15 protein-coding genes are annotated in these 20359 nt (G+C 59.6%); 7 read left to right on the top strand and 8 right to left on the bottom strand.

Going from position 1 to position 20359, the window contains the following annotated elements; all coding sequences use genetic code 11:
• Nucleotides 1-246: 246 nt before the first annotated feature.
• Together ACOYXI_RS25820 and pcaR are read right to left on the bottom strand one after the other, a co-directional pair.
• Nucleotides 247-1593 carry a 4-hydroxybenzoate transporter PcaK gene (locus ACOYXI_RS25820; RefSeq protein ID WP_027614391.1) on the bottom strand — a complete coding sequence of 449 codons (1347 nt, stop codon included), beginning with the start codon at nucleotides 1591-1593 and terminating at the stop codon, nucleotides 247-249.
• 294 nt (nucleotides 1594-1887) lie between these two features.
• Nucleotides 1888-2730, bottom strand: a complete 843-nt coding sequence (pcaR, locus tag ACOYXI_RS25815; protein WP_098967581.1) for a pca regulon transcriptional regulator PcaR — start codon at nucleotides 2728-2730, stop codon at nucleotides 1888-1890.
• Nucleotides 2731-3383: 653 nt separating this feature from the next.
• On the opposite strand from pcaR, the gene ACOYXI_RS25810 reads away from it, so the two are divergent.
• Both ACOYXI_RS25810 and ACOYXI_RS25805 read left to right on the top strand, forming a co-directional pair.
• Nucleotides 3384-3584: a hypothetical protein gene (locus ACOYXI_RS25810; RefSeq protein WP_003222398.1), complete on the top strand. Its 201-nt coding sequence runs from the start codon at nucleotides 3384-3386 to the stop codon at nucleotides 3582-3584.
• Between the two features lie 376 nt (nucleotides 3585-3960).
• On the top strand, nucleotides 3961-5436 hold the full coding sequence (locus ACOYXI_RS25805; protein WP_003222397.1) for an inorganic phosphate transporter: 1476 nt from the start codon (nucleotides 3961-3963) through the stop codon (nucleotides 5434-5436).
• 1022 nt (nucleotides 5437-6458) lie between these two features.
• Here the strand turns inward: ACOYXI_RS25805 and ccoM are convergent.
• The 3 genes from ccoM to ACOYXI_RS25790 all read right to left on the bottom strand — a co-directional run bounded on the left by ccoM (nucleotide 6459) and on the right by ACOYXI_RS25790 (nucleotide 7336).
• Nucleotides 6459-6572: a cytochrome c oxidase subunit CcoM gene (gene ccoM / locus ACOYXI_RS25800; RefSeq protein WP_003222396.1), complete on the bottom strand. Its 114-nt coding sequence runs from the start codon at nucleotides 6570-6572 to the stop codon at nucleotides 6459-6461.
• A 148-nt stretch (nucleotides 6573-6720) separates the two neighbouring features.
• A complete protein-coding gene (locus ACOYXI_RS25795) occupies nucleotides 6721-6882 on the bottom strand; it encodes a hypothetical protein (RefSeq protein WP_096797040.1) in 162 nt (53 codons plus the stop codon).
• A gap of 112 nt (nucleotides 6883-6994) precedes the next feature.
• Nucleotides 6995-7336, bottom strand: a complete 342-nt coding sequence (locus ACOYXI_RS25790; protein WP_003222394.1) for a hypothetical protein — start codon at nucleotides 7334-7336, stop codon at nucleotides 6995-6997.
• Nucleotides 7337-7588: 252 nt separating this feature from the next.
• On the opposite strand from ACOYXI_RS25790, the gene rapA reads away from it, so the two are divergent.
• Nucleotides 7589-10435, top strand: a complete 2847-nt coding sequence (rapA, locus tag ACOYXI_RS25785) for an RNA polymerase-associated protein RapA (RefSeq protein WP_461675452.1) — start codon at nucleotides 7589-7591, stop codon at nucleotides 10433-10435.
• A 162-nt stretch (nucleotides 10436-10597) separates the two neighbouring features.
• Here the strand turns inward: rapA and ACOYXI_RS25780 are convergent, their stop codons facing one another.
• The gene (locus ACOYXI_RS25780; protein WP_027614388.1) at nucleotides 10598-11947 is read right to left on the bottom strand and encodes a spinster family MFS transporter; all 1350 of its coding nucleotides are present in this window, start codon (nucleotides 11945-11947) and stop codon (nucleotides 10598-10600) included.
• Between the two features lie 301 nt (nucleotides 11948-12248).
• On the opposite strand from ACOYXI_RS25780, the gene ACOYXI_RS25775 reads away from it, so the two are divergent.
• Together ACOYXI_RS25775 and ACOYXI_RS25770 are read left to right on the top strand one after the other, a co-directional pair.
• The gene (locus ACOYXI_RS25775; protein ID WP_098967577.1) at nucleotides 12249-12617 is read left to right on the top strand and encodes a YkgJ family cysteine cluster protein; all 369 of its coding nucleotides are present in this window, start codon (nucleotides 12249-12251) and stop codon (nucleotides 12615-12617) included.
• A gap of 148 nt (nucleotides 12618-12765) precedes the next feature.
• Nucleotides 12766-15048: a putative bifunctional diguanylate cyclase/phosphodiesterase gene (locus ACOYXI_RS25770; RefSeq protein WP_461675451.1), complete on the top strand. Its 2283-nt coding sequence runs from the start codon at nucleotides 12766-12768 to the stop codon at nucleotides 15046-15048.
• Here ACOYXI_RS25770 and ACOYXI_RS25765 read toward each other — a convergent pair.
• On the bottom strand, nucleotides 14939-15835 hold the full coding sequence (locus tag ACOYXI_RS25765) for an NAD(P)-dependent oxidoreductase (RefSeq protein ID WP_461675450.1): 897 nt from the start codon (nucleotides 15833-15835) through the stop codon (nucleotides 14939-14941). The two genes, ACOYXI_RS25770 and ACOYXI_RS25765, sit on opposite strands and share 110 nt — an antisense overlap.
• A 195-nt stretch (nucleotides 15836-16030) precedes the next feature.
• Between ACOYXI_RS25765 and ACOYXI_RS25760 the strand changes: the two genes are divergently transcribed.
• A complete protein-coding gene (locus ACOYXI_RS25760; protein ID WP_027614384.1) occupies nucleotides 16031-18229 on the top strand; it encodes a hypothetical protein in 2199 nt (732 codons plus the stop codon).
• Between the two features lie 295 nt (nucleotides 18230-18524).
• Here the strand turns inward: ACOYXI_RS25760 and ACOYXI_RS25755 are convergent, their stop codons facing one another.
• The gene (locus ACOYXI_RS25755; RefSeq protein ID WP_461675449.1) at nucleotides 18525-18830 is read right to left on the bottom strand and encodes a DUF2288 domain-containing protein; all 306 of its coding nucleotides are present in this window, start codon (nucleotides 18828-18830) and stop codon (nucleotides 18525-18527) included.
• A 351-nt stretch (nucleotides 18831-19181) separates the two neighbouring features.
• Between ACOYXI_RS25755 and ACOYXI_RS25750 the strand changes: the two genes are divergently transcribed.
• On the top strand, nucleotides 19182-20309 hold the full coding sequence (locus ACOYXI_RS25750; RefSeq protein WP_461675448.1) for a branched-chain amino acid ABC transporter substrate-binding protein: 1128 nt from the start codon (nucleotides 19182-19184) through the stop codon (nucleotides 20307-20309).
• The last annotated feature ends 50 nt before the right edge of the window (nucleotides 20310-20359 follow it).

Genomic DNA, 20359 nt, shown 5'->3' with positions numbered 1-20359 from the left:
TCGCCAGTGATAAAAAGGCGCGAGGTTCAGCGCCGGAGTCACTGAAGATTAAGCCGCTGAAAATCGCCAAACAATCCGATAATCGACTGAGTGTTCGTTTATCGAACGGATTGTTATCACCCTATCAATCACAAGCAAAAGGTTCGCGAGCAAGCCCGCTCCCACATTTGAAATGTGTTTTCCCTGTGGGAGCGGGCTTGCTCGCGAAGGCGTCGGAACATTCAACGCAAATCAAAATGACTCGACTCAGGTCGCATCCGCATGACTGACCATGCCTTTGATCACCACCGCCGTCGTCGCCAACGCCGCCGGAATCACCAGCGCCGTCAGCACCTGCTCGAAATTCCAGCCCAACCCCAGCAACGTCGCGCCCATCCACGCCCCGAGAATCGCGCCAAAGCGACCAATCCCGAGCATCCACGAGACCCCGGTCGCGCGCCCCTGGGTCGGATAAAACCGTGCCGCCAGAGACGGCATCGCCGATTGCGCGCCGTTGACGCACATACCCGCCACCAACACCAAGGTCGCGAGCAATGTGATATTGCCCAGGCTCTGCCCTACCGCGTAGGCAAACACCCCGGCCAGCAGGTAGAACGTGCCGATGACCTTGTGCGGATTGAAGCGGTCCATCGCCCAACCCACAGCGACCGCACTCAACACCCCGCCAAACTGGAACAACGCGCCAATGAACGCCGCCTGCTCCATGCTCGCGCCGCTGTCACGCATCAGGGTCGGCAGCCAACTGGTCAGCAGATAAACGATGACCAGGCCCATGAAGTAGGTCAGCCACAGCAGCAAGGTGCCGACGCTGTAGGTGCCGGAGAAAATCACCGCGAACACATTGCGCGCCTTGACGGTTTTCTGTTCCGGCACGCTGAAACTCGAGGCCTGCGCGACGGTGACCGGATCGATTGGCGACAAGGTCTTGCGTACTTTGTCGGTGCCGCGATTGCGCACCACCAGAAAACGCGCCGACTCCGGCAGCCAGAACAGCAGCACCACCGCGAGGATCAGCGGCAGGATCCCGCCGATCAGCAGCAGGCTGTGCCAGCCGAACGCAGGGATCAGCTTCGCCGAAATGAAACCGCCACCGGCCATGCCGAGGTTGAAGCCGCAGAACATGCTGGTCACCAGCAAGGATTTCTTGCGCTCCGGGGTGTATTCCGAGAGCAGCGTGGTGGCGTTGGGCATGCCGGCGCCCAGACCTAGGCCGGTGAGGAAGCGCAACACCAGCAGTTGCTCGACGTTGGTGCTGTAGGCCGAGGCCAGGCTGAAAGCGCCGAACAGCAGCACCGCGCCAACCAGCACCACTTTGCGTCCGAAGCGGTCAGCCAGCGGGCCGGAACCCAATGCACCGAAGACCATGCCGATCAACGCGGCGCTCATTACCGGGCCGAGGCTGGCGCGGTCGATGCCCCAGTCCTGGGACAGCGCCGGCGCGATAAAACCCATCGCCGCGGTGTCGAGGCCATCGAGAAATACAATCAGGAAACACAGGATCACCACTCGCCACTGATAGCGCGAGATCGGTTGGGCATTGATGAAGGTCTGCACGTCGAGGCAGTTACCTACAGCGGACTGAGGCTGGTTCATTATTTTTATTCCACGCAAAAAACGCAGTCGAACGGCGGCCGGCCGAAGAGCGGCACGGTCACAAGAATAGAAGATCGAAATCAGGCGTTGCGGTGAATCCGGCAACAGGGAATGGAGCTGAGACAGTCGGGGAGCATGCGCATGGTGAGTTGCCTCTTGTCATTATTATGGGAGTCGACAATCCGGCAGGCTCATTCAAATCTGCGCCGGATGACGCTGCCGCGACATTAATGATCCGGGGCTTTTAGCGTCAATTCGATAAACGCAACACTGTGCGTTTATCGAACAGCTTCATCAGGCGAACAACTGCGCGCTGAGGTCGCGGCTGGCACTGAGCAGACCCGGCAGGAAGCGTTGTTCCAGTTCGGTACGGCTGACGCGGCCGGCGTGGGTGCTGACGTTGAGCGCCGCCACCACCTGGCCCGACGCATCGTAGACCGGCACGGCAATCGAACGCAGGCCTTGTTCGAGTTCCTGATCGACGATGCACCATCCCTGCTGCCGTACTTCCTGCAGGCATTCGAGCAGACTTTCGGGGGTGTGCAGCGTGCGGCTGGTCTTGGCCACCAGTTCGGCATGGTCGAGGTATTCGCGCAGCGAGGTGTCGTCCAGCGCCGCCAGCAGGATGCGGCCCATCGATGTGCAATAGGCCGGCAGACGCCCGCCCACCGACAGGTCCACCGAGATCAGCCGTTGCGTGGTCGCCGAGCGGGCGATGTACAGAATGTCGTCGCCTTCGAGCGTGGCCATGTTGCAGGCTTCGTGCAGTTGCTCGCTCATACGGTCGAGGTACGGCTGGGCCGACACCGCCAGCGGCGTCGACGACAGATACGCGTGGCCGAGGGTCAGCACTTTGGGCAACAACGAGTACGTGCGGCCATCGGTGGTGGCATAACCCAGTTTGATCAGAGTGTGCAGGCAACGGCGCACAGCAGCGCGGGGAATTTCTGTGCGATGGCTGATCTGGGCGATGGTCAGGTGCCGCTTGCGCTCCTGAAACGCCTGCACCACCGCCAGGCCACGGGCCAGCGAGGTCATGAAATCCGGATCGCCGGTCAGCGCCTGGATGCGTTTGGCCGGCGAAGCGACGATCGGCGGCGCCACGGAGCTGAAGGAGTTGCGCATTTGATCGTTCATTTCTTGTCCTTGTTTCCGGCACGGATCAATGGCTATACAAGCGGCTCGCCGACGGATGTACAAGAGTCGAGTCGCCAACATCGGGCGATTATCGAACCGCCGACCGATTATCGCAATCCATCAGCCTCTGTCCTTCTTGGCTTCTTCATTCGTTCACCTGCCTGTTCATCCAACTTCGCATGTCTCATTAGTTGATTGACTTAATGGCGCCAGAAACTGAACGCGAGTCCTTAAAAGGTTTCGGCGAATTTCAACTAGCGATAAAACTTGTCAGTAACAAAACGATCACACATCCCGAACCGTTTTTAACTTGGCAAAGATAGTCATTCCCGAATCGACCGCTATAATGCACCTCAGTGGCGCCACGTTTTCACTGGCCGAGGGTGCCGCCCGCTGACCCGATGCCTATTGCCGTCAGCCCGGCCAGCGCCTGACGCTCATTATTCATGCACCGCCAGCGCGCTTGCTGAAACAGGAAACTGATGCTGCGTCAGTTTTAATCTGGTGCCGTAGCCGCCTGCAACATGGAAGTCTTGATCGCCCTGCCGATAACGCCAATGCCTGAACCGGCATGGCCCTTTGGTGGACGTGTTCAATCGACTCGTTGCCGTGCGTTTCACCAGACATTTATCTCAACTCAAACAGGTAGCACTGTGACGAAAGACGAACTGCGCGCGGAACTTGAGCGCCAGGAACAACGTTACAAGGAAGTTTACGGCGGGGAAGTCACCACCTACGCCGCGCAACCCGAACCGGAACGCAAGGCATGGCGCAAACGCCCCACCGTTCAGGATCAGGTTTTCCAGCAAGAACTGAAAAAGATGGAAGAAGAACTCAAAACCGAAGAGCCCTGAACGGGCGATCCTGAGATTTTCGAGGGTCTGCGTCGCCACCGGCTAAAAGCACGGTGACCCGACCATGCCTTGCGCGCCCGCTATCCGCGGGCAGCGGCCCACCTCCCCCGGCCTGCACGGGAAAGGAGCGTGTCTGACTCGTTTCAGAGATATTTCACACAGGCGTTTGAGGCTCGCGCGCGCTCGACGAAATGCCTGCTGCCCGAAGGTTTTTTCAAGCTAATCAAACACTTGAAAAACCCTGCAACATGCTCGGGCATTGCACCTTGCAACAATTTAATTCGACATTGATTGCTACCGATGAGCAGGTAGGGGATCGATTTCCAGTCTTTTCTGGCATAATCGCGCCCCCTTATGACCGGGTCAGAAAACCTTCATGATCGATTTATTCAGCGGACTGGATGCTTGGGTGCTTGTGAGCCTCTTGCTCGCCCTGACGTTTGTCCTCGCCTTCGAGTTCATCAATGGATTTCATGACACCGCTAACGCGGTAGCCACTGTTATCTACACCAAAGCCATGCCGCCTCACCTGGCGGTGTTCTTCTCCGGTGTGTTCAACTTCCTCGGCGTGTTGCTGGGCGGCGTTGGCGTGGCGTATGCCATTGTTCACCTGCTGCCGGTAGAACTGCTGATCAATGTGAACACCGGCCATGGCCTGGCGATGGTGTTCTCGTTGCTCGCCGCGGCGATCACCTGGAACCTGGGCACCTGGTACTTCGGTATCCCGGCCTCCAGTTCCCACACCCTGATCGGCTCGATCCTCGGCGTCGGCCTGGCCAATGCCCTGATCAACAACATCCCGTTGGCCGACGGCGTGAACTGGCAGAAAGCGATCGACATCGGCGCCTCGCTGGTGTTTTCGCCAATGGCTGGCTTCCTGATCGCCGCGCTGATCCTGATCGGCCTGAAGTGGTGGCGCCCGCTGTCGAAGATGCACAAGACCCCGGAACAGCGCCGCAAGATCGACGACAAAAAGCACCCGCCGTTCTGGAACCGTCTGGTTCTGGTGATTTCGGCCATGGCCGTGAGCTTCGTGCACGGTTCCAACGATGGCCAGAAAGGCATCGGCCTGATCATGCTGGTACTGATCGGTATCGTGCCTGCGCAGTTCGTCCTCGACCTGAGCAGCACCACCTACCAGATCGAGCGCACCCGCGACGCGACCCTGCACCTGAGCCAGTTCTACAAGCGCAATGCCGATTCTCTGGGCGAATTCCTGGCCCTGGGCAAAAGTGTTGAAGGCGATCTGCCGGAGAAATTCCGCTGCAACCCGCAGCAGACCGAACCGACCATCAACGCCCTGCTTGGCACCCTTAAAGGTGTAGCGGACTACCATTCGCTGTCCTCGGAAAGCCGCATCGAAGTGCGTCGTTACTTGCTGTGCCTGGACGACACCGCGAAGAAAGTCGGCAAGCTGCCAGGCCTGGAAGCGCGTGAGAAGGCTGACCTGGACAAACTGCGCAAAGACCTGACCACCACCACCGAATACGCCCCGTTCTGGGTGATTCTGGCGGTGGCCCTGGCCCTCGGCCTGGGTACCATGGTCGGCTGGAAACGCGTGGTACTGACCATCGGCGAGAAGATCGGCAAGCAGGGCATGACCTACTCTCAAGGCATGTCGGCGCAGATCACTACCGCCAGTTTGATCGGCATGGCCAACATCTTCAGCCTGCCAGTGTCCACCACTCACGTGCTGTCCTCGGGCGTGGCCGGCACCATGGTCGCCAACAAGAGCGGCCTGCAGGGTGGGACTGTTCGCACTATCCTGCTGGCGTGGGTTCTGACCTTGCCGGCGACTGTGGCGCTGTCGGCTGGGTTGTTCTGGCTGGCGTCCAAAGCGTTGGGTAGCTGATAGAACGCAGCACATGAGAAAGGCGCGATTCTTGAGGATCGCGCCTTTTTTTTTGGGTTTGGTTTTGTGAGCATATCCGTTGCTGCGGTAACGGCCTCCTATGGTTCCGCCCTTACGGCGGGTCACTTTTTCCAAACGCCGAAAAAGTAACCAAAAAGGCTTCCCCCGGCGTACGGCACTTCGCTTAGGCTCAGTGTTCCCTCGCTACGGTGTCCATCAGGGGGCATCGCCTCCGGTTTGCTTCGCTGCACCTCCTCTCGATGTATGCGGCTTCGCCGCATGGCGCTGCGCGCCTAACCCCCTGATGGACACCTTCGCTCGGCCTGCCGAAGGGGCTGAAGATCAAAAGCCACATCAAGAGCAAGAGCCAAAGCCAAAGCCAAAGCCAAAGCAGATCAAAAGATCACAGCCTTCGGCAGTTCCTACTTGAGATTGGGTATTTTCAGTTGGAGATTGGTTGGCTGTCAGGCCGCCTTCGCGAGCAAGCTCGCTCCCACAGTTGGATGAGTGCATTCAGTCAGAGATCGGTCGGCTCGTAGGCCGCCATCGCCAGCAGGCTGGCTCCTACAAAAAAGCAAAAGCCGAGCGCACGCTTTTCCACCACTCAACACGATGAGCGTTAGCTCGAGTAAAGCTTTTGATCTGAGGGCCCGTCGGCAGGCTGAGTGGAGGGATTTGTCCGGGGGTGGGAGCGCAGCGACCGTTTGGCGCAGCCAAACACAGCGAGAGGAGGTGCAGCGAAGCAAACCGTAGGCGCTGCCCCCCGGATGAATCCCGCAGCGAAGGAACCCGAGCCTAAGCGAGGGCCGAACGTCAGGGTAAAGCCTTTTGGGTTACCTTTTCGGCGTTTGGAAAAGGTGACCCGCCGTAAGGGCGGAACCGTAATAAGCAACACCCGCAGCAACGGATATACACCCAAAACCCCAAGAACATGGTCGGCCCAGCGGCCGCCAAAAACACAAAAAAAAAGGGCAACCGAAGTTGCCCAAAATGCCTTGCGTGCTCATCAAACCCGGAAAGACCTACTTCTTGCGCTTATTCGCATCCTTCCAGATAAAAAATCCAAACCCTGCAAAAAACAGAACCATGAGCCCCACGGTCAGAACCCCGGCAAACACCACGTTATCGAAAAACATGACTGTGGCCTCCTGGCCCCTGCTTTGCTGCGATGGAGCTAAGTTAACCAATCGCGCAGGCGCAGAAATTGACCAGGATCAAGTCCGGTCAACACAGAAGGCAAAGGCGGGAAAATAACTGACCTGCATCAAAGGATGCAGGGGAAGATCAACGCTTTTTCGGTTTCTTTTTCGGCTTTTTCTGAGCTTTTCCCAACGGCATGGCTTGCTCGAAGGCCTTGCGCACTTCGTTCAGCCGCTTTTCGTTGAGATCATGCACACGCTTGGCGCGCTCGGTGCCGAGGTCGATCAGTTTTTCATCTTGGCTCATGACGTTCAGCGCATCACTTGAAGAAAACACAACTGCCGCATCAGAGGCAGGACTGCGCCAATCATGCAGCCTGACGCCAGCGCTCGACAACAATTGATGTAAATAAGCAGACTCAGATCTCGATATCGACCCATAAGCCCTGACGCGGCTGATCTTCCATCAGCGGCACCACCGGCACCGTGTTGTCGGCATTCAGTTCGGTACCCGGCACGGCCAGATGTTCTTCCGGGTCTTCGTCGGCTTCGCGACGGCGACGATCACGCTCCTGTTGGCGACGCTGTTCTTCGCGCGCCAGCAGTCGATCCTCTTCCGGGTCGCGTTTTTGCAGGTCGATCGTGCTTTCGTTGGAGCTTTCCTGCACCGGCACCACCGGAGGAATGTCCGGCCGCTGGCGAATCGGATCCTGCTGGGAAGTGATCGGCACAGCGCTCAGAGGGAGCATCGGTGGCAGCATATAAAGGGTCTCCTGTCAGCAGGCTATCGGCTGCGGCAAAGGCGCCTTGAGCCATCCGTCGCAAATCTGTGATCGGGTTGGCACTGCAGGAACTGCCGCAGGCTGCGATCTTTTAATCGGACATCACAAAACTCAAGTGTTTCCAAAGATCAGAAGATCGCTGTCTGCGGCAGCTTCTGCCCAGTAATCTTTGGCCCTGGAGCCTGCATTCCGTTAAGATAGCCCGCTTTTTCAAGGTGGGAGTCAGGCAGCATGGCGCAGCAGTATCAACCGGGGCAACGCTGGATCAGTGACAGCGAAGCAGAGCTTGGTTTAGGCACCGTTCTGGCACAGGACGGCCGCTTGTTGACCGTGCTTTACCCGGCCACTGGCGAAACCCGCCAGTACGCGCTACGGAATGCGCCCCTCACCCGCGTGCGGTTCTCGCCGGGTGACACCATTACCCACTTCGAAGGCTGGAAGATGACCGTGCGCGAAGTCGACGACGTCGACGGGCTGATGGTCTATCACGGCCTCAACGGGCAGAACGAAGCCGTCACCCTGCCGGAAACCCAGCTGTCGAACTTCATTCAGTTCCGTCTGGCCAGCGACCGTCTGTTCGCCGGGCAGATCGACCCGCTGTCGTGGTTCTCCCTGCGCTACAACACCCTGGAACACACCAGCCGCCAGTTGCAGTCTTCGCTCTGGGGCCTGGGCGGCGTGCGTGCGCAACCGATCGCGCACCAGCTGCACATCGCCCGTGAAGTCGCCGACCGCATTGCGCCACGGGTTCTGCTGGCGGACGAAGTGGGTCTGGGGAAAACCATCGAAGCCGGTCTGGTGATCCATCGCCAACTGCTCTCGGGCCGCGCTAACCGTGTGCTGATCCTGGTGCCGGAAAACCTGCAGCACCAGTGGCTGGTGGAAATGCGCCGCCGCTTCAACCTGCAGGTCGCGCTGTTCGACGAAGAACGCTTCATCGAAAGCGATGCCACCAACCCGTTCGAAGACACCCAGCTGGCATTGGTTGCCCTGGAGTGGCTGGTCGAAGACGAGAAGGCGCAGGACGCCTTGTTCGCCGCCGGCTGGGATCTGATGGTGGTCGACGAAGCCCACCACCTGGTGTGGCACGAAGACAAGGCCAGCCCCGAGTATTCGCTGGTCGAACAATTGGCTGAAGTGATTCCCGGCGTGCTGCTGCTCACCGCGACCCCGGAACAGCTCGGTCAGGACAGCCACTTCGCCCGCCTGCGCTTGCTCGACCCGAACCGTTTCCATGACCTGGCCGCGTTCCGCGCCGAGAGCGAGAACTATCGCCCGGTGGCCGAAGCCGTTCAGGAACTGCTCGACAAAGGGCGCCTGTCGCCTGCAGCACACAAGACCATCCACGGTTTCCTCGGCAACGAAGGCGAAGCCCTGCTGACTGCGGTCAACGATGGCGACAGCGAAGCCAGCGCGCGTCTGGTGCGTGAACTGCTCGACCGCCACGGCACCGGCCGCGTGCTGTTCCGTAACACCCGCGCCGCCGTGCAGGGTTTCCCGGAGCGCAAACTGCACCCGTACCCGCTGCCATGCCCGGACGAATACCTCGAACTGCCGCTGGGTGATCACGCCGAGCTGTACCCGGAAGTCAGCTTCCAGGCCCAGCCGGACGCCAGCGAAGAAGAGCGCTGGTGGAAATTCGACCCGCGCGTCGAGTGGCTGATCGATCAGCTGAAAATGCTCAAGCGCACCAAAGTGCTGGTGATCTGCGCCCACGCCGAAACCGCGATGGACCTGGAAGACGCGCTGCGCGTGCGCTCCGGCATCCCGGCCACGGTGTTCCACGAAGGCATGAACATCCTTGAGCGTGACCGCGCAGCCGCCTACTTCGCCGACGAAGAGTTCGGCGCGCAAGTGCTGATCTGCTCGGAAATCGGCAGTGAAGGTCGCAACTTCCAGTTCGCTCACCACCTGGTGCTGTTCGATCTGCCGTCGCACCCGGATCTGCTTGAACAGCGTATCGGTCGTCTCGACCGGATCGGCCAGAAGCACATCATCGAACTGCACGTGCCGTACCTGGAAACCAGCCCGCAAGAGCGCCTGTTCCAGTGGTACCACGAAGCGCTGAACGCGTTCCTCAACACCTGCCCGACCGGCAACGCCTTGCAGCATCAGTTCGGCCCGCGCCTGCTGCCGCTGCTTGAAGAAGCCGACGACGGTGAGTGGCAAGCGCTGATCGACGAAGCGCGCACAGAGCGTGAGCGTCTGGAAGCCGAGCTGCACACCGGCCGCGACCGTCTGCTGGAGCTGAACTCCGGCGGTTCGGGCGAAGGCGATCAGTTGGTCGAGGACATCCTTGAGCAAGACGATCAGTTCGCCCTGCCGATCTATATGGAAACCCTGTTCGACGCGTTCGGCATCGACAGCGAAGACCATTCGGAAAACGCCCTGATCCTCAAGCCGAGCGAGAAGATGCTCGACGCCAGCTTCCCGCTGGGCGATGACGAAGGCGTGACCATCACCTACGACCGCAACCAGGCGCTGTCGCGCGAAGACATGCAGTTCATCACCTGGGAACACCCGATGGTGCAGGGCGGCATGGACCTGGTGCTGTCCGGCTCGATGGGCAACACCGCCGTCGCGCTGATCAAGAACAAGGCGCTGAAACCGGGCACGGTGTTGCTGGAACTGCTCTACGTCAGCGAAGTGGTTGCACCGCGCTCGCTGCAACTGGGCCGCTACCTGCCGCCGGCCGCCCTGCGCTGCCTGCTCGACGCCAACGGCAACGATCTGTCGGCCCGCGTCTCGTTCGAAACCTTGAACGATCAACTGGAAAGCGTGCCACGCGCCAGCGCCAACAAGTTCATCCAGGCCCAGCGCGATCAGCTGACGCCACGGATCAACGCCGGTGAAGACAAGATCACCCCGCGTCACGCCGAGCGCGTGGCCGAGGCCCGTCGTCGTCTAGCGGCGGACACCGAGGAAGAACTGGCGCGCCTGACCGCGTTGCAAGCGGTCAACCCGACTGTACGCGACAGCGAACTGGATGCGTTGCGCAAGCAGCGTGAACTGGGTCTGGCGATGCTGGATAAAGCGGCATTGCGTCTGGAAGCGATACGGGTGTTGGTGGCGGGTTAAGTCCCCTGCTCTACCGCTATAAATGAAGAGGCCCGCAGTGATGCGGGCCTTTTTGTTTGTCTGGTATTTATCGGCTGATGCTGATGGCCCCTTCGCGAGCAAGCCCGCTCCCACAGTTTGGAATGCGTTCCCATGTGGGAGCGGGCTTGCTCGCGAAGGCGGTTATGCAGTCGCCACAGAAACATCAGGCTCAACCACTGCCACCAACCCCTCCTTCATCCGCTGCGCATCCCGCACAAAACACCGCGCCGCCAGAAACAGAAACACCATGGTGAAGAACAGCGCCACCGGAATCAGGTACATCGCGTCATGCAGCCCCACAGCCTTGAACGCCTCAGTCATCTGCTCGGCCCCCGCCGAGAGCATCGCCGATTTGGCGAAATGATCGGACAAGGCCCCCACCACCACTGGCCCCAAACCGCCGCCGAGCAGGTACAGCCCGGCAAAGAACAGCGCCATCGCCGTGGCCCGCAGGCGTGGTTCGACCACGTCCTGAATCGCCGTGTACACGCAGGTGTAGAAGTTATAGGCAAACAGCCAGCCGACGCTGAACACCGCGACGAACACGCCGATCTCGACCCGTCCGGCGTGCAGCGCCCACGCGGTGCACAGGGTCGAGATGATCAGGCTGAAGCCGGCAAACAGCAGCCGGCCGTTGGCGACTCGTTGATGAATCTTGTCAGCGATCCAGCCGCCGAGGGTCAGACCGATCAACCCGGTGACGCCGACGATCACGCCGGTCGCCACCGCCGCCTCCTGCAACGGCATCAGGAAGTAGCGCTGCAGCATCGGCACCAGAAACGAGTTGCAGGCATAGGTGGCGAAGTTGAAGCACAAACCGGCCATCACCAGCCACAGGAATGTCGGCACCGCCAGCACCCGGCGGATAGGCTTGTCGACTCTCTCTTGGGACACCTGCACGGTTTCCGCCGCGCCGCGTTTGGGTTCCTTGATGAAGAACATGAACACCGCGAGGATCAGCCCCGGCACCGCCGCGATAAAGAACGGCGCGCGCCAGCTGTCGAAGGCCTTGACCATCGCGCCGATGGTGAAGAATGCCAGCAACAGGCCCAACGGCAGGCCGAGCATGAAAATACCCATGGCCCGCGCCCGACGGTGCGCCGGGAACAGGTCACCGATCAACGAGTTGGCGGCCGGCGCGTAACTGGCCTCGCCAATGCCGATGCCCATGCGCACCAGCAGAAAACTCCAGAAACTGCCGACCAGCCCGTTGACCGCCGTCAGCGCGCTCCAGGTCGCCAGGCCCCAGCCCATCAGTTTGCTGCGCGAACCGGTATCGGCCATGCGCCCCAGCGGCAGGCCGGCGATCGCATAAACCAGGGTGAACGCGGTGCCGACGATTCCCAGTTGAAAATCGCTGAGGTGCCATTCCATGCGGATCGGCTCGATGATGATCGCCGGAATGGTGCGGTCGAAGAAATTGAACAGGTTGGCAAGGAATAACAGGAACAGAATGCGCCAGGCATTCGCCGCTTGGGTCGAGTTCTGCATGGGTCCGTCTCTTTATTGTTATGTGGGCTTCACTGCCGACGCATCCGAGCCCGGAACCTGCAATCTAGACAGGCCTGCCGGGGCTGTCTGTGATCATTCGTCAGCCTGATAACGGGCCATGGCACTGTAACGAAACGTAAGCCCTTGATAACACTGCAATCCCCCATAAACCGGGGGTTTCGCGGCAAAACCCGGCTACAAAAAAATACTTTCGCGCCCCCCTTCCCAAGTTCATGGCGAAGCCTAGAATAGCCGCCGGATCCGTCCGGATTCGCCGATCAACCCCTTTGATACCCTCCCCATGTCCGAAGTCAGTCCGTGTCTGAATTGCGGTGCCTGCTGTTCCCATTTTCGCGTGTCTTTTTTCTGGGGTGAATGCGCCTCCTCCGGCGGTACAGTGCCCGATGAACTGGTGACGCAGATCAGTCCCAGTCGGGTAGCGATGAACGGCACCGACTGCAAATCGCCGCGGTGTACGGCGTTGATCGGTGAAGTGGGCAGTAACGTGCAGTGCTCGATTTACGAGCAACGCTCCAGTCCCTGCCGCGAATTCGATGCTTCCTGGGAATACGGCGAACAGAATGTCGATTGCGACAAGGCGCGCGCCCGCTTCGGCTTGCCGCCGCTCGAACCGGAATGGAATCAGATCCCTTACGACCAAAGCGCCTAATGGTTTAGCGCCAATCGCTATAAGGCTCATGCCGAAATGGTTGGCGCCAATGTGCCACTACCGCTTGCATGGCAAAAACCGCCTCTATACTCCTCTCATTCGCCTGCGTTGCTGACGCAGCAGGGACGACTTCACAGACGGGGATGCTATGGAGTGGCTTGGTTTGCAGTTTGTTACCGAGCTGCCGCAGAGCGGGCAGGTCATTCTCGATTGCACACACAATCCCTTGCTGGTGCTGGTGGCCTATCTGGTCGCCTGCGCCGCGAGTTTTGCCACCCTCGACATGGCCGAGCGGGTTGGCCACGCCGAAGATCCGGGTTCGCAACGGGTCTGGCGCTGGATCGGCGCCACCTGCCTGGCTGGCGGCATTTGGGCCATGCACTTCATCGCCATGCTGGCATTCCAGGCGCCGCTGGAAATCCATTACGAACTGGCCACCACTCTGTTTTCCCTGGTGATCGCCCTGCTCGCCTCATGGCTGGCGATGCACACCCTGAGCGTGCCTCATCCCTCGCTGATGCAGTACCTGAAAACCGCGATCGTTATTGGCCTGGGCATCGCCGGCATGCATTACGTCGGCATGGCGGCGATGCACTCGGTGGCCACTGCGTATTACCAGCCGCTGCTGTTCTGCCTGTCGATCGTGATTGCCATCGGCGCCAGCTTCGCCGCGCTGTGGGTCGCCGGTTATCTGCGTGAAGGCAGCGGCCGTTTTCATCAGTTGCTCAAATACACCGCCGCAGTGATCCTCGGCGCCGGCATCATCAGCATGCACTTCACCGGCATGGCCGCGTTGCATCTGGTGGTGCCCGAGGGCGCAGTGCCGCCCCTGAGTGGCGAAACCAATTACCTGCAACTGGGCCTGACCGTCGCATTGATCATCCTGCTGATTCTCGGCAGCGCGATCAGCGCGGCACTCGCCGACAAGAAACTGCAGAACAAGGAGCAGGATCTGCGCCGGGTCAACGCCCTGCTCGGCCAGCTCGATCAGGCGCGGATGTCATTGCAACAAGTGGCCAATTACGACGCGCTGACCAACCTGATCAACCGCCGCGGTTTCAACCAGCTTTTTGCCGAGAAACTCAGCCAGAAAACCAACGAAGGCGGCATGCTCGCGGTGATGTTTCTCGACATCGACCACTTCAAGCGAATCAACGACAGCCTCGGCCATGACGCCGGCGACGCCCTGCTCAAAGTCATCGCCAATCACATCAAAGGCTCGGTGCGCAGCCATGAAGACGTGGTCGCCCGCTTCGGCGGTGACGAGTTCTGCATCCTGATCAGCCTGCGTGAACGTGAGGAAGCGCGCAACATGGCGCAACGGATCATGCTGAAAATGAAGGAGCCGATCGAACTGGCCGGCCGCCGTATGGTGATGACCACCAGCATCGGCATCAGCCTGTTCCCGGACGACGGCACCACCTGCGAAGAACTGCTCAAGCACGCGGATCTGGCGCTGTATCAATCCAAGGGCGCCGGGCGTAACGGCCTGCATTTTTTCAGTGCCAACATGAAGACCCGCGCCAGCCTCGAACTGCAATTGGAAGAAGAACTGCGCCAGGCCCTGCGCGAAGAAAACGGGCTGACGCTGTATTACCAACCGATCTTCGAACTGAAAACCGGTCGAGTGACCAAACTCGAAGCGCTGATCCGCTGGCAGCATCCGGTGCATGGCTTGCTGGCCCCGGATCGCTTCATCGCGATTGCCGAAACCAATGGCCTGATCGCCGAACTGGATAACTGGGTGTTGCGCCGGGCCTGCACTGACCTCGGCGAACTGACGCGGCATGGCTGCAACGACCTGAAAATCGCCTGGAACTGCTCGCCGCTCAACCTTGCCCGGGAAGAGCTGGCCGATGAGATCGAAAGCGCACTGCGCAGCGCTGGCGTTGCGCCGGAACGGCTGGAACTGGAAGTCACCGAAAACGCGCTGATGGGCAACATCGCCAACACCCTGGTGCTGCTGCGGCAGATCCGCGCCCTCGGGGTGTCGCTGTCGATCGACGACTTCGGCACCGGCTATTCATCGCTGGCCTACCTCAAGCGCCTGCCGCTCAATACGCTGAAAATCGACCGCTCGTTCATCCTCGACATTCCCACGGCGACCGCCGACATGGAGATCGTCCAGGCGATCATCGTCATGGCCCACACCCTGCATCTGCAGGTGGTGACCGAGGGCGTGGAAAGTCTGGAACAGTACGAATTCCTCGAGCGCTCAGGCTGCGATTTCATTCAGGGCTACCTGCTCAGCCGCCCGGTGCCGCTGGACGAGTTACGCCCGGTGCTGGAAGAAATCAATCAGCGCAAACACTCGCACGCGGTCAATCCGTTGAGTCTGGCGCGCGGTACATTTGTACCAGTGTCGCTGGATCCTTCTGCAAAAATCCCTGCGCCCCATGCAGGCGCATCAATTGTGCGGCCAATCCGCTGATCGGTGTGGCCGAGCCTTGTTCGCGGGAGAATTTCACTGCGGTATCGAGGTCCTTGAGCAGCGTGCGCACGTGCCATTTCACCGGTTCAAAACGGCTCTCGGCCATTTGCGGGGCGAGGATCTGCAACGGTTTCGAATCGGCAAAACCACCGGCCAGCGCTTCGGCAATCAGGCTCGCATCGACCCCGGCCTGTTCGGCCAGCGCCACCACTTCAGCAATCACCAGCGCATTGCAGGCGACGATCATCTGGTTGCAAGCCTTGGTGACCTGCCCGGCGCCGATGCCACCCATGTGCGTGACGCGCTGACCAAGGTTGAGCAGCACCGGGCGCACCCGCTCCAGATCCGCCAACGCGCCGCCGACCATGATCGCCAGACTGCCGGCCTCGGCACCCACCACGCCGCCGGACACCGGTGAGTCGAGCCAGCTCATCCCGGTCTTGTCGGCCAACTCGGTGGCCAATTCGCGGGTAGCGGTCGGTTCGAGGCTGGAAAAGTCCACCAGCAACTGGCCGCTTTTCGCACCTTCAGCGACACCCCCGGCGCCAAACACCACCTCGCGCACCACCGCCGTGTCGGCCAGACAGAGCATCACCACGTCCGCGTGTTCGCACAGTTCAGCGGGGCTTGCCACCTGCCGGGCGCCAGCTTCGACCAGTGGCGCGCACTTGGCCGGGTTGCGATTCCACACGGTCAACGGGTAGCCGGCAGCCAGCAAACGGCGGCACATCGGCAGGCCCATCAGGCCGATTCCGGCAAAACCCAACGAAGGGAGCGTTGACATCATTTCGCCTCTTTTTGATTAAAGATCACTGAATAATGGCCGATTCATGAGCGATCAGGAAAGGATTCCCCCGTGCGACGATCAGGCCAAGCCCCTGACGCCCGGGCCAAATTCGCGCAATAAAAGACGCGAGATCTTATTCCGTGAGGCTCGCTGACACTGGTCAGCGGACCAACCAGTCCAGGTATATGGCGCACAATGACTTCTAAAAACAATCCCGCCACTGCGGTATCCGATCTGACCCTGAGCCCTGCCGCAAACAGCCCGTCATCATCGAAGCCATTGCCTCCCTCGCGCCCGCTGGGCACTCAGCAATATCTGTACTACACCGAAACCAACACCGACCGCATCCTCGACAACCTCGATGGCCTGCGTGATCTGGTGTTCCCGCGTCCACCGCACCTGGAAGGCGACAACGAACAGCACAACGATCAGGAGTTTCCGTCGGTGTGCCTGATCGGCCTCGGTCGCTGCGGCTCGAACATCGCACTCGACGTCGCGGAGCTGGTGTACAACGCGCGCAAGTTCTACCTCAACGAATTCAACAACGAAGACCGCGCTGCTGACCGCCGTCTGGCCGACAAGGGCTACAGCCCGGCGCAGTGGATCAAAAACAACCTGCGGATCGGCACCAACAAGTCGAGCAAACCGGTGTTCCTCGTCGAACCGCTGGTGATGCTCGGCGACCTCGACAAGGACATCGCCGGGCGCATCCGCTTCTCGCGCAAGGGCGAGAAAAGCGGCTTCCTGCGCGATTACAGCAAAATGAAGATCATGGACTTGTCCGAAGTCCACGCCGGTGGCGCCGGTAACGCGCCGATCCTCGGCCAGTATCTGGCGAAAATCATCCTCAACAAGGACACCCAGCGCTTCTCCAGCCCTGACTGGAAAATGATCCACTCGTACCTGATCGACAGCTGCGGCATCAAGGCCAACCAGTCGCGCCTGTACTTCTCGATCTTCAGTGCCGGCGGCGGTACCGGTTCGGGCATGGCCTCGGAATTCGGCCTGGCCCAGCAGCACTCGTACATGAACAAGACGTTCGACACCAAGCCGATGGACGAGCACGACGGCAAGAGCGGGCATTCGTTCGTGTTCGAGCCGATCTTCACCAGCGGCATCTGCGTGCTGCCGAACATTTCCGACCACCGCAGTGAAATGTCCGAGGCGCTGCACATCAACGCCGGCCGCCTGCTGTGCAAATACCTGTCGGAGGAATGGGATTTCTCCTACAACTTCGCCAATGAAGACAGCAGCGAAGCCAGCGTCATGGGCCGTATCCGCCCATGGAACGCGATGATGCTGATCTCCAACGACATCATGCGTTACGCCGAAGAGAGCGATGACGGCAACATCCAGAACATTGATGTCAATGCGATGGAAAAGCACGCCAACCAGTACATCTCGCAGCAGATCTTCAACATACTGACGGCGCAGGCGGTGACCACCGACTACGACCAGAACTACTTCCGCCGCGCCGGCATCGACATCGGCGAAACCATTCGCCTGGATGCCAATGACCTGTTCATGAGTCTGGCCGGCCCGGTGGCGATTGCCTACGCCGAATCGGTGGTGCCGGAAACCCCGCCGCCGAGCAGCGACAAGTTCAAGGTCTTCGACAAAGAGCCACAGCGTCTGAACATCGACGACCTGTTCTTCCGCTCGATCGACCTGCCGCACTTCAACAAGGTCACCCAGGCCATCGAAGGCATCAGCCTGCTGCCGATCGAATCCAAGCGCTATCGCGCCTCGCTCGAGCAGTACAAGAATTCCGGCTACGACGCCGCGGCGCTGCACGACCTGCACTTCTTCAAGAACTGCTCGTCGGTGGTGTCGATCGTCTCGTTGCCGAAGGACTACAAACTGTCGTACATGGACCTGAACCGGTTGAAGACCCACCTCAACAGCCTGTTCCCCAACACCACGCTCAAGCGTTATGCGCTGGTGATCGGCGCTTCGGCCAACCTGTCGCTGACCACCCTGATCGCCAAGAGCCCGTGCCTGTCGGACGACTTCCTGACGTTGATCGTGGCGTTCATCAAGCGCTGCTTCGCCAAGACCCCGTACCGTTTTGACGAGACTTTGGACAACTCGATCCTCGACTTCATCATTAATGAAGAGTTCGACGAAGACCGCATCGACGATCTGCTCAACGAGTTCGAGAACCCGGCGAAGATCCTCGACACCAACTGGTACGCGATCAAGCCGATGTACGAGAAGAAGTACCGCGAGCTGATCAACGACAAGGACAAGTTCGTCTCGATCAACGACATTCGCCTGTCGCGCGATTGCGTGAAGAAGTCGATCAAGTACCTGCGCGAGATCTACCGTCACCGGATCGGCAAGACCAAGGTTATTTCCTTGAATAACCATACCGGGAAGACTTACTCGGTCTGATCCAGATCCGAGTTGCCCCTATCGCGAGCAGGCTCACTCCTACAGTTGAAATGCGTTCCCCTGTAGGAGTGAGCCTGCTCGCGATGGGGCCCTCAAATTCCCTGAAAATCTCAGCCCTTCCAATATCCAGAAACAATTAAGCAGCCCTCCGGCTGCTCAATAAACTGTTCCCGTTACGTTTACGTCACCGTGAGGCCACCCACGCTTGTGGCCTTTCTCTACGGCAACGTGCCATCACGCTACTCGGCTACACACTTTTCGCTGCTGGCCAGACGCACCATAAAGGTGCTCAGTCTCAGATGGCCGCCCTTTCCTGGATCAGAATCCACGGACTCACCACCACCGCCCACAGCGCTGGATCACGCTCGAAAATATCCAGCGCCCGCGTTTCAGACAGCTTGGCGACCTTGTCCTCGGCCAGCCAGGCGGCGACTTTCTCGCCATCATCCGAGGCCACGGCCTCGGCGGCGGCGATCAAATCCAGAGCCGGGTCGACCCACAATAGGGCACCCTTGGCGAAGAACGGCTCCAGCTCTTTCCAGGTAATAGATGCGGTTTCACCAAGCAGCTTGGCATAGAGGGTGCTAGGTTCTTGATTCATGGGACTGTCCGGAAAAGAAATCGACGCGAATGATAACGTCGGTGGTCCGGCAGAAAAACCCGGTTGCAAATGGCTTCACCGAACGAAAAGAGCAGGAACGCCAAGGAATGCTGGTGTTTGGGATATATGCCCACGAAAGCCCCGCCGCAATTCTGTCTTTTTCATTCAAAAATGCGACACCCCCAAGTTTTGCCCCTCGGCGCCTGCTTCCCAGGCCAACAACCGGCGCTCTACACTGTACCGGTACAGTTGCCGGGGGCATTTCCGGAGGGTATCGCAAAGATATCTGACCCGGTTCTGCTGCTGCGGCGCCAGAACTCAAAAAAATTACAACAGTAAGAGTGGAGCACTATGACTAAGGCTACTAAGCAGATTTCCAAACTGTTTGCCGCTATGGTTCTGGCCGGGGTTGCCAGCCATTCGTTCGCCGCTGACACCATCAAGATCGGTATCGCCGGCCCTAAAACCGGTCCTGTAGCCCAATACGGCGACATGCAGTTCAGTGGCGCGAAAATGGCCATCGAGCAGATCAACGCCAAGGGCGGCGTCGACGGCAAGAAACTCGAAGCCGTTGAATACGATGACGCGTGCGATCCGAAACAAGCGGTAGCGGTGGCGAACAAGGTCGTCAACGACGGCGTCAAGTTCGTGGTCGGTCACCTGTGCTCCAGCTCCACTCAGCCTGCTTCGGACATCTACGAAGACGAAGGCGTCGTGATGATCACCCCGGCTGCCACCAGCCCGGACATCACCGCCCGTGGTTACAAAATGGTCTTCCGCACCATCGGTCTGGACAGCGCCCAGGGCCCTGCCGCCGGTAACTACATCGCCGACCACGTGAAGCCGAAAATCGTTGCCGTCCTGCACGACAAGCAGCAATACGGTGAAGGCATCGCTACCGCAGTCAAGGCGACTCTGGAGAAGAAAGGCGTGAAAGTCGCCGTGTTCGAAGGCGTCAACGCCGGCGACAAGGACTTCTCTTCGATGATCGCCAAGCTCAAGCAAGCTAACGTCGACTTCGTCTACTACGGCGGCTACCACCCGGAGCTGGGTCTGATCCTGCGTCAATCCCAGGAAAAAGGCCTGAAAGCCAAGTTCATGGGTCCGGAAGGCGTGGGTAACGACTCCATTTCGCAGATCGCCAAAGAGTCCTCCGAAGGCCTGCTGGTGACCCTGCCGAAATCCTTCGACCAGGATCCGGCCAACGTTGCCCTGGCTGATGCCTTCAAGGCGAAGAAAGAAGATCCGAGCGGCCCGTTCGTGTTCCCTTCCTACTCGGCGGTTGAAGTGATTGCCGAAGGCATCAAGGCAGCCAAGTCCGAAGACCCTGCCAAAGTGGCCGAAGCCATCCACGCCGGCACCTTCAAAACCCCTACCGGCGACCTGAGCTTCGACGCCAAGGGCGACCTGAAGGACTTCAAATTCGTGGTTTACGAGTGGCACTTCGGCAAACCGAAAACTGAAGTTTCGCCTCAGTAAGGCGCGCCCTGACTGACTGCCAATAAAGCCCACGGCGTGCCGTGGGCTTT

The sequence above is a fragment of the Pseudomonas sp. G3-19 genome (assembly GCF_054855875.1).
This window is presented reverse-complemented; position numbering and strand designations above follow the sequence as displayed.

What these genes read in the sequence shown, in the direction of transcription:
- ACOYXI_RS25820 (WP_027614391.1), bottom strand. Translation starts at nt 1,593, where the DNA reads ATGAACCAGCCTCAGTCCGCTGTAGGTAACTGCCTCGACGTGCAGACC.
- pcaR (WP_098967581.1), bottom strand. Translation starts at nt 2,730, where the DNA reads ATGAACGATCAAATGCGCAACTCCTTCAGCTCCGTGGCGCCGCCGATC.
- ACOYXI_RS25805 (WP_003222397.1), top strand. Translation starts at nt 3,961, where the DNA reads ATGATCGATTTATTCAGCGGACTGGATGCTTGGGTGCTTGTGAGCCTC.
- ccoM (WP_003222396.1), bottom strand. Translation starts at nt 6,572, where the DNA reads ATGTTTTTCGATAACGTGGTGTTTGCCGGGGTTCTGACCGTGGGGCTC.
- ACOYXI_RS25795 (WP_096797040.1), bottom strand. Translation starts at nt 6,882, where the DNA reads ATGAGCCAAGATGAAAAACTGATCGACCTCGGCACCGAGCGCGCCAAG.
- ACOYXI_RS25790 (WP_003222394.1), bottom strand. Translation starts at nt 7,336, where the DNA reads ATGCTGCCACCGATGCTCCCTCTGAGCGCTGTGCCGATCACTTCCCAG.
- rapA (WP_461675452.1), top strand. Translation starts at nt 7,589, where the DNA reads ATGGCGCAGCAGTATCAACCGGGGCAACGCTGGATCAGTGACAGCGAA.
- ACOYXI_RS25780 (WP_027614388.1), bottom strand. Translation starts at nt 11,947, where the DNA reads ATGCAGAACTCGACCCAAGCGGCGAATGCCTGGCGCATTCTGTTCCTG.
- ACOYXI_RS25775 (WP_098967577.1), top strand. Translation starts at nt 12,249, where the DNA reads ATGTCCGAAGTCAGTCCGTGTCTGAATTGCGGTGCCTGCTGTTCCCAT.
- ACOYXI_RS25770 (WP_461675451.1), top strand. Translation starts at nt 12,766, where the DNA reads ATGGAGTGGCTTGGTTTGCAGTTTGTTACCGAGCTGCCGCAGAGCGGG.
- ACOYXI_RS25765 (WP_461675450.1), bottom strand. Translation starts at nt 15,835, where the DNA reads ATGATGTCAACGCTCCCTTCGTTGGGTTTTGCCGGAATCGGCCTGATG.
- ACOYXI_RS25760 (WP_027614384.1), top strand. Translation starts at nt 16,031, where the DNA reads ATGACTTCTAAAAACAATCCCGCCACTGCGGTATCCGATCTGACCCTG.
- ACOYXI_RS25755 (WP_461675449.1), bottom strand. Translation starts at nt 18,830, where the DNA reads ATGAATCAAGAACCTAGCACCCTCTATGCCAAGCTGCTTGGTGAAACC.
- ACOYXI_RS25750 (WP_461675448.1), top strand. Translation starts at nt 19,182, where the DNA reads ATGACTAAGGCTACTAAGCAGATTTCCAAACTGTTTGCCGCTATGGTT.